At 74.1% G+C, this 10,469-nt stretch carries 8 protein-coding genes; 4 read left to right on the forward strand and 4 right to left on the reverse strand.

Annotated features, from left to right (window positions below; all coding sequences use genetic code 11):
• Window positions 1–48: 48 nt before the first annotated feature.
• The 3 genes from ACFY4B_RS31495 to ACFY4B_RS31505 form a co-directional block, all read right to left on the reverse strand.
• Window positions 49–3,126: an AMP-binding protein gene (locus ACFY4B_RS31495; protein WP_387973802.1), complete on the reverse strand. Its 3,078-nt coding sequence runs from the start codon at window positions 3,124–3,126 to the stop codon at window positions 49–51.
• 163 nt (window positions 3,127–3,289) lie between these two features.
• The gene (locus ACFY4B_RS31500; protein ID WP_387973713.1) at window positions 3,290–4,000 is read right to left on the reverse strand and encodes a phosphotransferase family protein; all 711 of its coding nucleotides are present in this window, start codon (window positions 3,998–4,000) and stop codon (window positions 3,290–3,292) included.
• Window positions 3,997–4,527 (reverse strand): GNAT family N-acetyltransferase, encoded by a 531-nt coding sequence (locus tag ACFY4B_RS31505; protein WP_387973716.1) that lies wholly within the window; start codon window positions 4,525–4,527, stop codon window positions 3,997–3,999. The genes ACFY4B_RS31500 and ACFY4B_RS31505 overlap by 4 nt, the downstream gene beginning before the upstream one ends.
• Before the next feature lie 269 nt (window positions 4,528–4,796).
• Here ACFY4B_RS31505 and ACFY4B_RS31510 point away from each other — a divergent pair, with 269 nt between their 5' ends.
• Window positions 4,797–6,080 carry a hypothetical protein gene (locus tag ACFY4B_RS31510; protein ID WP_387973719.1) on the forward strand — a complete coding sequence of 428 codons (1,284 nt, stop codon included), beginning with the start codon at window positions 4,797–4,799 and terminating at the stop codon, window positions 6,078–6,080.
• 357 nt (window positions 6,081–6,437) lie between these two features.
• On the opposite strand, the gene ACFY4B_RS31515 is transcribed toward ACFY4B_RS31510, so the two are convergent.
• Window positions 6,438–7,676, reverse strand: a complete 1,239-nt coding sequence (locus ACFY4B_RS31515) for a helix-turn-helix domain-containing protein (RefSeq protein ID WP_234348265.1) — start codon at window positions 7,674–7,676, stop codon at window positions 6,438–6,440.
• Between the two features lie 338 nt (window positions 7,677–8,014).
• Here ACFY4B_RS31515 and tgmA point away from each other — a divergent pair, with 338 nt between their 5' ends.
• The 3 genes from tgmA to ACFY4B_RS31530 are packed head-to-tail and all read left to right on the forward strand — an operon-like array spanning window position 8,015 to window position 10,397.
• Complete coding sequence (tgmA, locus tag ACFY4B_RS31520; protein ID WP_049650348.1) at window positions 8,015–8,290, forward strand: putative ATP-grasp-modified RiPP; 276 nt, start codon at window positions 8,015–8,017, stop codon at window positions 8,288–8,290.
• On the forward strand, window positions 8,290–9,285 hold the full coding sequence (locus ACFY4B_RS31525; RefSeq protein ID WP_063780089.1) for an MvdC/MvdD family ATP grasp protein: 996 nt from the start codon (window positions 8,290–8,292) through the stop codon (window positions 9,283–9,285). The genes tgmA and ACFY4B_RS31525 overlap by 1 nt, the downstream gene beginning before the upstream one ends.
• The gene (locus ACFY4B_RS31530) at window positions 9,282–10,397 is read left to right on the forward strand and encodes a methyltransferase domain-containing protein (protein WP_387973723.1); all 1,116 of its coding nucleotides are present in this window, start codon (window positions 9,282–9,284) and stop codon (window positions 10,395–10,397) included. The genes ACFY4B_RS31525 and ACFY4B_RS31530 overlap by 4 nt, the downstream gene beginning before the upstream one ends.
• Window positions 10,398–10,469 lie beyond the last annotated feature (72 nt).

A 10,469-nucleotide genomic window follows, 5' to 3' on the forward strand; every position in this document is an offset into this window, starting at 1 on the left:
TGGTCCGGGGGTGCGGCCGGTGACGGCCGCACCCCCGCTTGCCTCCTGTCAGATGCCGGCCGCCCCGGCCAGCGCCGCGGCGAGGTCGTCGGCCAGCGCCGACACCGTCGCCGCCTCGAAGGCGTGCTCGTTGTACCGCAGCCAGCACCGCAGCGCGCCGTCCGGCTGCTCGGTGACCGCCAGTTCGGGGACGTGCCGGTCACCGCCCGGCAGCGGGTACGGCACGGTGGCGTTGCGGGGCAGCTCCCAGGCCGCGCAGGCCACCCCCGGCAGCTGGGCCGGCGCGCTCCAGTTCTCGTACCGCAGCCAGGCCGCGAACGGCACCAGCGGGCTGAACTCCGCGAACGGGTACAGCTGGTGGTCGAGCGCCGTGGTGGCGGCGGACCGGACGCGGTCGAGCAGTTCGGCGAACCCCGGCGCGCCCGACACGTCCACCCGCACCAGCAGCGACTGCACGAAACAGCCGACCGCCCGCTCCGCCTCCGGCCGGGTCCGCCCGGGCACCGGCGTCATGAGGACGAGGTCCGGCTGTCCGCTGCGGGCGGCCAGCAGGCCGCTCCAGACCGCCGCCACCGCGAGGAACGGCGTGGCCCCCAGCTCCGCCGCCCTGGCCCGTAGCGCGTCCGCCGCCGCCGGGGGCACCGTGAACGCGTGGGCGGCGCTCAGCACCACCTCGGTGTGCCGGCGCCCCGGGAAGGGGTCGACCGCGGCGGGCGCGTGCGCGAGCGCCGTCCCGAAGTGCGTCCGGGACGCCGGCCAGTGGGCGTTCGACCACTCCACCAGCTCGCCGTACTCCGGGCCGGGCCGGGCGGCCGGCACCCGGCGCCCGTGGCACAGCGCCGAGTACGCCACCCCCAGCTCGCGCAGGAGAACCCCCAGCGACCAGCCGTCGCTGACGAGGTGGTGGACGGCCAGCAGGACGACGTGGTCCGCCGGCCCGCGGCTCACCACGGCCAGCCTGGTCATCGGCCCCGCGGCGACGTCCGTCAGCCGGTCGCGCACGGCGACCAGCCGCGCCGACACCTCGTCGTCGCTCGCGCCGGGCGCCTCCACCAGCACCACGTCCGCGTGCGGTTCGTCGTCCAGGACGGCCCGCAGCACCCCCGGTTCGGCGCCGGGCACCGGGACGAACCTGGTCCGCAGCGCGGGATGGCGGCGGATCGCCTCGTGGAGGGCGTCGGCCAGGACGTCCGTCCGCAGGCCCTCCGTCACCCGGAACATCACCGCCACCGCGCCGACGTTGCGGCCCGGGGCCTCGGCCATCCAGCGCAGGAAGTTCTCCTGCTGGGAGGTGAGCGGCAGGTCGTGCCGCTGTGCGCGCAGCGAGCGGAGGAAGTCCGATACCTCGGCCCCGGACCGCTCCACCGTCCCGGCCGCCGACGTCTCGGCCCGTTCCAGCCAGGCCGCCTGGGCGCGGAGCGAGGGGCGCTCGAAGACCAGCGCCGTACGGGCTGCCACACCGAACTCGGCGGAGATCGCGGCGGCCAGCTGGACGGCGCGGAACGAGTCCCCGCCGAGGGCGAAGAACTCCTCCTCCACCGCCCGGACCGGCCGTCCCAGCACGGCCCGCCACAGGCCGGCCAGGGCGAGCTCCCGATCCGTCTCCGGGGCCCGTCCGGTCGTCGGGGCGGGCTCCTCGAACGCGGTCCGCAGCTCGTGCTTGAGCACCTTGCCGCTCGGGTTGCGCGGCAGGGAGTCCAACACCAGGACGCGTACCGGCAGTTCGGGCCTGGCGAGCCGCTCGCTCAGGAACAGCCGCAGGCCGTCGAGGTCGATTCCGTCCGGTCGCGGGACCACGGCGGCGACCGGCACCTGTCCCATCACCGGGTGCGGCAGGCCGAGCGCGGCCGCGTCGGCGACCTGCGGGTGCTCGTGCAGCACGGCCTCGATCCGCAGTGTGGAGACCTTCAGCGCACCGGACTTGACGATGTCGCTCTCCCGGTCGACGAGGTGGAGGTAGCCGTCCCCGTCCAGTCGGCCGAGGTCGCCCATCCGCACCCAGCCGTCGCGGAAGACGGCGTCGGAGGCCGCCCCGGCGTACCCGCGCGGCGGGCCGGGCTGGCGCAGCCAGATCTCGCCGGTCCCGCCGGGCGGCACCGGCTCCCCGGCCTCGTCCAGGATCCGCAGGTCGGCCGGGTCGGTCGGGCGGCCCAGCGAACCCGGACGGCCCGGGTCCACCACCGCGGAGATCTGCGCGGGGGCGGCCTCGGCCGAGGTGTAGGTGTTGACGACCGTCGCCTTCGGCAGGGCGGCGGACAGCCCGGCGGCGACGGCGGGCGGGAGTGCGGCGGCGGTGGACCCGACCAGCCGGACGCTGCCGAGGTCCCGGCGGTCGGCGACCCCGGAGTTCAGCAGTTCCACCGCCATCGACGGCACCAGGAAGACCGTGCCCGCGCCGGACTCCTCGACCACCCGCCCGAACTCCTCGGCGTCGAAGCGCGGCAGGCAGATCGTCGTGGGCTGCGCGGTCAGCGCGTTCACCAGCACCGCCTGGGCGGCGTTGGTGCCGATCGGGAAGGCGTGCACCGCGTGCCGCGAGTGCGCGTACGGGCGGGGGCGGGGGTCGAGGACCAGACCGGCGGTCAGGCTCGCGTGCGCGGCCCGGACGCCCTTCGGGGTGCCGGTCGTGCCGGAGGTCCCGATGACCTGGGCCAGGTCCCCGGGGGCGACCCGGTGCGGCGGCTCGTCCGGGGTCGGCGTGTCCGGCGTGTCGAGACCGCCGAGGCCGTCGAGTCCTTCGAGCGCGAAGGTGGGCAGCGCGGTGCGCGGGCCGTTCCCGGCGACCGCCCAGCGCGCCCCGGCCGCCTCGACCAGCCGCTCCACATCGGCCGGGGCCAAGTCCTCGCGGATCACCAGCCCGGCCGCACCCGCGTAGTGGGCGGCCAGGAACGCCACGGCGTACGCGTCCCACTCCCGGTTGGTGAACAGCAGCGCCACCGTGTCCCCGGGCCGCACGCCCGCCCCGGCCAGCCCGTGCGCGGCCCGCACCGCCCGCTCGCGCCACCGGCCGTAGGTGAGACTCCCGCCGCCGGGTACCAGCAGCGCGGTGCGTTCGGGATGGAGCGCCGCCCGGTGGTCCAGGAGCGCCGGGAGGGTGAGCGGAACGGAGGCGGGTCGGGCGCTGATGACGACTCCCGGAGGCGTTCGGAGCGTGGCGGAACGATGCCACAGGAAGATCGCCCGCTGATTGGTCCAGACCGTATCGGACTGGTCGAGGCGTGCGCCAGATCCGTCTCACAGATCGTCACGACCCGCTGTGCGAGCGCCCGGAGCGCCCGCCCCGCCTGGGTCAGGAGGGCGGCCCCGGCTGCTCCGGCCAGCCCGCCGTCAGGCGCCCGCGCTCCTGCCACTGCCGTACCCCCGGCCCGCCCAGGTCGCCCCGGCGGCAGAACTCCTCCAGCCGGGCGCACCGGGCGAGCATGGCGGTCCGGCGCCGCGGCCAGGGCGGCACCGGCTGCCCGTACGCGTCGAAGAGGTGGTGCAGGGCGCCCGCCCGGGCCGGGTGGTGCATGCGGACGATCCACTCGCACCAGGCCAGGTCCTCCACCGGCTCGCCGAGATGGGCGAACTCCCAGTCCAGCAGGCCGGTGACGGCGAAGGTCGCCGGGTCCAGCAGCAGGTTGTTGGGCCCGAAGTCCCCGTGCGCCAGCACCGAACCCGGGGGCGCCGGACCGTCGCCGGCCACGCCGGGGTCGACAGCCTGGAGCCGTCGCAGCACCCGCCCGCAGGCGGCCAGGACCTGCGCGCCGTGCCCGGCGTCCAGCAGGTCCTGCGCGGGCACTCCGGGCAGGTGGCCGAGCGTGATGGCGCCCGGCTCGGTGCCGAGCACCGGGGGAACCGGCAGCAGCCCGTGCAGCAGGGACAGCAGCCGGTGCTCGCGCCGGCGCCGCTCCTCGGCGTCCGGCCCCTCGTACCGTTTCACGACGACTGTGCCGTCGCCCGCGGTGCGGTTGGTGTAGCCGTGGGGGAGGGGCCGCAGCCCGGACGGGCCGTCGCTCACCCCTGCCACTCCTCGGCCAGCAGCCCGAGTACCAGCTGGTCCACGAACTCCCCGTACGCCCAGGCGGCTTGGCGCAGCCGCCCCTCGACGGTGAAGCCGGCCGTGGCGGCGGCCCGGAGCATCGGGGTGTTGTCCGCCAGGGTCTCCAGTTGGAGGCGGCGCAGGCCGAGCACCGGGAAGGCGTAGTGGCAGAGCACCCGCAGGACGTCCGGGGCGAGCCCGCGCCCCCGGTGACCCGGCAGGAGGGCGAGGCCCAGGTGGGCGCTGCGGTTGTGGGCGTCGATGCCCCACAGCAGGGCCTCGCCGGCCAGCTGCCCGGAGGCCGTCTCGACCACGGAGAAGCAGGCGGCCTCGTCGGACGGCCCGGGAACGACGTACGGGGAGTCCGCCGAGCCGGGCGGGATGGGACGCCAGGGCCGGGTGTCGGCCCGGGCGCGGGTCGCCACGTCGTCGTACAACTCGGCCAGGAGGACCGGGAGGTCGGCGTCGTGACGGGCCCGGAGGGTGATGAGGGTGCCTTGTAACATGTCACATGTTTACCATCGGCGGGACTGTCGCATCCAACGGGTTTTCCGGTGCCGACCGGCTTTCCGGGGCCGGAAGCCCCCTCCGGGATCGCGATGCCGGGCCGACGGCCGGTCAGGTGGCCCGAGCGACGGAGGCCACCAACTCCCGTGCTCTCGGGGAGGGTTGATGATTCCCACTCGACGGTGGCGTGCTCCCGCCCCGCACGGTTCACCCGGACGGCGCCGTGTGTTGCCCCTCGAGAGGAACGCGGCTCGATTACAAGGTTTGTATGAGAAACATCCACTACGGAACCGGTGGAATCGCCGCCTCGGCCGCCCTGGCGGCCCTTCTCGTCTGCGCCCCGCACCAGGCGTCTGCGGCCCCCGGAATCCACACGTTCGACTACAAGGGCGCGCCCGAGCAGTACGTGGTCCCCGAAGGGATCTGCGAGCTGGTGGTGCAAGCCTCCGGCGGTGCGGGAGGGAACGCCGTCTACGGGTCGCCCGGCGGGAAGGGCGGTCAGGTCCGGGCCACGGTCCAGGTCACGAGCGGTCAGGTGCTGACCGTCGACGTGGGGCAGGCGGGCAGCGGAGGCGACCTCTCCGTCCCCGGCAGCCTGGCCTACGGCGGGTACGGCGGTGGCGGCCAGGGCGGCTCCTTCAACACGGAGCACCGGCCCGGCAACGGCGCCATCGGTGCCGGCGGCGGCGGCGCCACCACCGTGACGACGGGTGGCAGCGCGCTGATCATCGCGGGTGGCGGCGGCGGAGGTGCCGGCAGTTTCACCAACGACGGAACCGCGTCCGGCGGCGCCGGCGGGCAGGCCGGAACCGACGGGGCCGACACCGGGCAGAGCGCGGCGGGCAAGGGCGGCAAGTCCGGCGGCAACGGGGGAGCGGGTGGCGCGGGTGGAACCGCCACCACCGAGTTCGACCACGACGGCTTCGCGGGCGGCAGCGCCACCGGCACCAAGGGCGGCGACGCGGCCGTCAACATCGGCGACCCCCACATGGGCACCGGCGGCGGAGGCGGCGGCGGGGCCCACGGGGGCGGCGCCGGCGGCTCCTCCACGGCGACCACGCTCGACGGCGGCGGGGGAGGCGGCGGCTCCAGCCTCGGCCCGGCCGCCGCGACCTTCACCACCGGAGCGCGCAGCGGCAACGGGGAGGTCGTGATCGAGGAGGTCGCCTGCGCCTCCCCCTCGCCGTCCCCGTCCCCGTCCTCCTCGCCCTCCCCCTCGCCGTCCCCGTCCTCCTCGCCGTCCCCGACTACCTCTCCCACCCACTCGCCGTCCCCGACTACCTCTCCCACCCACTCGCCGTCCCCGACTACCTCTCCCACCCACTCGGCGTCCCCGACGACCGGTCCGAGCCACACGGCGTCCCACGGCCCGTCGCCCACGGGCGGCCCGAGCCACCACCACTCGCCCGGTCCGGCGCCCGGCCACGGTGGGGGCCAACTCCCCGAGACCGGGAGCAGCACACCGGCCCTGCTGATGAGCGCCCTGCTCTGCGTGGGCGTCGGTGTCGCCGTGTTCCGTCTCGCCCGCCGGAACGGCCGCCGACGCTCCTGAGGCCGGGGTGGCCCACGGAGCCCACCCGCTGCATGGGAAGTCGGCCGGTCCGACTTCCCATGCAGCGGAAGCCCGTTGTGCTGATAGCGGTCCTCCGCGTCCGTCGCCTCAGATCGTCGGGCCGAGGCCCTCCGAAAGGGCGACGGCCTCCTCCGGCGCCCCGGTGCGCGCGACCGGCTCGCCGCGGGTCCGACGCCTGTGGCCTCGTCGCGTGTTCGCCTCGATCATCGCGACTGGATCTCCTTGCTCAAGTCTGCTCGTCGAACCGGAAGTTCCAGATCTCTTCCAGTTGGCTATCTGATCTCCCTGCGCGATGGGGTCGGTTGTCACCTTCCGGGGTTGGGGCTGCGCCTCGGGTCACACGCCGGTCGTGATCCCCACCGCCTCGGCGAGCTCCAAGGTCTCCGCTCGCATCGCGCGCGGCGACTTCCGCCACAACTCGGCCGCGACCGAACGAGCCTGGGGTGTGAACCGGACCGTCTCCGGGCTGATCCGCAGCGCGATCCCCATCACGTGCAGCGCGGCGGTCCGGTCGCCCCGATGCATGTGCGACCGGGCCGCATCCACCCACAGCCTGGTTCGGCGCTCCGTCGACGGGATCGAGTCAGGGTCGATCTCGTCCGCCAGCGACAGTGCCTTGCCTGAGCTCCGCAGCTCGGTGGAGATGCTGACCGCGTGAAGGTCGACGTTCGCCCGCCCGAACACCGTCGACAGCTCGGTGTACCCGGCCGGCAGTGACTTCGCGACCTTGTCGGCCGTGTCCCAATGGTTCCACGCCATCCCGTCCCGGCCGTCCCGCGCCTCGGTGATCGCCGCGTGCAGGTGCAGCGCCCCGTACAGGCCCCGCCAGTGCTGCGGTCCGTCGGCGAGGTGCGGGCGCAGCCGGTCGGCTGCCGTGGTCACCATCAGCATGGCGCCTTCGTGCTCACCGACGGCGCGCATGGTGTTCGCGAGGTTCCATGCGGCGGCGCCCATGGCGGCCGGGTCGTCGGCGTCGGCGGCGGCTGCCATGGCACGATCGCCGAGCATCCACACGGCCTCTGCCGGGCCGATGTACGCAATCACCTGCTGCGCGAGCCGGTACGCCGAGGCGAGCCCCACCAGTGCGGTGCGGCGGTCGTCGCCGCCGGCCGAGCGGGCCAGCGACTCCCCGTGCCGGATCAGGTCCGGGGCGATGTTCCCGACGGCGGTCCGGTTGTTCGCCGCCTGGTGCCACAGGCGCCACCCGGCGTCGACATCGGCGGCGTAGGTCGCGGAGGTCATCCCCGCCGGGACCGGTGCCGGCGGCCGGGTTCCGCGTTCGAGGAGGGTCGACCAGATGGCTGTCGACGCGGGGTGGAACAGTCGGCCGGTGCTGACCGGCTGCGCGGCTCCGGCCGGTCCGGTCAGCACTGACAGATCGGTCACGTCGAGTGCGAACGCAAGTTTGAGCAGTATCGCGTGACTGCTGATCGCGCGTTCTCCGCTCTCGATCTTCTTGAGCCAATCAGTGCTGCGGCCGACCAGGCCGGCGAGCACGGGGCGCGTCATCCCGCGACGCTCGCGCATGATGCGGATGCGCTCACCGGGGGTGAGTTCCTCGGGCAGATCGGACATGTGCATCTCCTCGGCTGGGCGCCGCCACCGGGAAAGTGCCTCAACCGGACGAACAGCCGGTGGCGACAGCCGTTCCACGGTAGGGCGGCGGGCAGTTGGGGCACCAGGCTCCGCTGCGGGTGAACGCCGGTACACGGTGGGTGAGGGGGACAGGGTGTCCCCCTCACCCAGGAGTCGTCACCGTACGATTTCGTTGCGTCACTCAGAGTGGTGCGGGTGTTGTCCGCAGGGAGGGGAGCCCGGTCCACGGACTGGCGTCCCGTGTGCGGCCGTCGGCACCACCACCGATCCTCGCCCCCTGGGAGGACCGGTCCGAACGAGAACGAGGGAGCGCCACCATGTCCGTCCTGACCGACCGACTGCCCACCCTGAGCATGGGCATCGACACCGAGCCGTCCGGCCCGCTCGCCACCCGACCGTTCGGGCTCGACGCCGTCACCAACCCCGTGACCGTCATGCCGCTGCCCCCCGTCACCGTCGACCCGCACACGCAGCTGTCCCTGATCGACGGCCGCGTGGCCCTGGACATGCCGACCATGGAAGGGTCGGGGTGCCAGACCGAGAGCGACGGCCAGACCGTGATCAGCGTCGACTTCGACCAGAACGACGACTGATGACCCACGGCACCGGGAGTACGCGGGGCGTCCCGCCCCGCGTGCTCGTCATCACCCAGGATCTCGACCCCACCGCCGACTACGTCCTGCGTGAGCTCAACGCCCGAGGCGTTCCGTTCTGGCGCACCGATGTGGCGGACTTCCCGCAGCGCATCACCATGCGTGCCGAGCTGGGGCCCGACGGTGCGTGGGGCGGCACCGTCGTCGGGCCCCTGCGAGGGATCGACCTGTCCGAGCTCACCTCCGTGTGGTGGCGCAAGCCCACCACGTTCCGATTTCCCGACAGCATGTCCGGCCCGGAACAGCGGTTCGCCGCAGGGCAGGCGAAGCGCGGGTTCGCCGGCGTCCTCGGCTCCCTGCCGCAGGTGTTGTGGGTCAACCGTCCCGAGCGCAACGCCGACTGTACGAAGCCCGCACAGCTCACCGCCGCCGCGGAGTCCGGCCTGCAGGTCCCGGCGACCTTGGTGACCAACGACCCCGCCGCGGTGCGGGACTTCGCGGACCGGTGCCGGGGCAGGATCGTCACGAAGGTGCTCGGCGGGATCGTCCACACCGAGAACGGGCAGCGCGGGCAGATCTACACCACCCGCGTTCCCGCCGACCGGTGGGACGACCCGCGGGTGGCCCTCACCGCGCACCTGTACCAGCAGGAGATCACCGACAAGGCCTACGAAGTCCGCGTGACCTGCGTGGCCGGCCGACTGTTCCCCGTCAGGATCGACGCCCCGGACGGCCCCGGGCGGCTCGACTGGCGCACCGACTCCAAGCGCCTCGCATACTCCCCGATCTGCCTCCCCGCGCCCATCCGGACGGGCATCCTGGACATGCTGTGGCGCCTCGGACTCGTCTATGCCGCCGTCGACCTGATCGTGGACCAGGTCGGAACGCACTGGCTGGTCGACGTGAATCCGGGTGGGCAGTGGGCGTGGATCGACTGCACCCGCGATGCCATCACCACCGCCTTGGCCGACCTGCTCCAGAAGGGCACCTTGTGACCACCACCGCCGAGCCGACTGCCGACGCCCTGCGTGCCGCACTGGTCGACGCGCTCACCGCCGACGGCTCCCTGGCCGACCCCGCGTGGCAGCGCGCGTTCCGCGACGTCCCCCGCCACTTGTTCGTGCCGTACTTCTACCGGCAGGGCCCTGACGGCCGGCAGCAGCGGATTGCCGGCGACGACCCCGACCACGCCGCCGGGTGGCTGCGGGCCGTCTACGCGAACCGGCCCCTCGTCACCCACCTGATCGGCGGGAACGCCGCGTCGTCGTCCACACAACCGTCGCTGATGGCCGCGATGCTGCAGGCGCTCGGCGACGATGTCGACGGCCCGGTGAAGGAGATCGGTACCGGCACCGGTTACAACGCCGCACTGCTCGCCCACCGCTACGGCTCCGATCGGGTCGTGACAGTCGACGTCGACCCGGACGTGACGGCCGAGGCCCGGCGCCGGCTCGACTCGACGCCCTATCGGCCGACCGTGGTCACCGCCGACGGGGCCACCCTCACCGATGCGGGTGGCCCGTTCGGCGCGATCATCGCCACCTGCGGGCTCGACCACATTCCGACGACGTGGCTGCAGGCGCTCGCGGGGGGCGGTGTGATCGTCGCTCCGCTCGGCGCGGGCGTCGTCCGCGCGGAGAAGACCGGTGCCACCGAGGCCGGCGGCCGGTTCCTGCCGACCGGCGCCTACTTCATTCCGTTGCGCACGGTCGGGGGCCGCGGCGTCATCCGCCGCCCGGCCCTGCCCACTGTCGGCGCACGCCCGTCGGAACTCGGCCCCGACGTCGTCGTGGACGAGCACTTCCGGTTCCTGGTGAGCATCGCCCTCGGCCCGCTCGGATGGAACTACGACCTGGACGACGGGCGGCCGGTCGGCGCCTGCCTGTGGGACGGCGCGGGATCGATCGCAGAGCTGCGGCCCGACGGCTCCGTGGCCGAGGCCGGGCCGCGCCTCCTATGGTCCGAGCTCGAAGCAGCCCACCGCCTGTACGCCGCGAACGGCCGCCCGACCCGCGAGCGTTACGGGTTCAGCATCACCAGCAGCGGGCAGCGGGTGTGGCTCGACCGGCCCGACGGACCGTACTGGCCGCTGAACCCGGGGTGCTGACTGGCGTCCCCCGAATGCCCGGAGGCCCCGGTGGGCGGCGTACCGCCCACCGGGGCCTCCGGGTTTGTCCGG

The sequence above is a fragment of the Kitasatospora sp. NPDC001261 genome, from assembly GCF_042896795.1.
Classification (GTDB): Bacteria; Actinomycetota; Actinomycetes; order Streptomycetales; family Streptomycetaceae; genus Kitasatospora.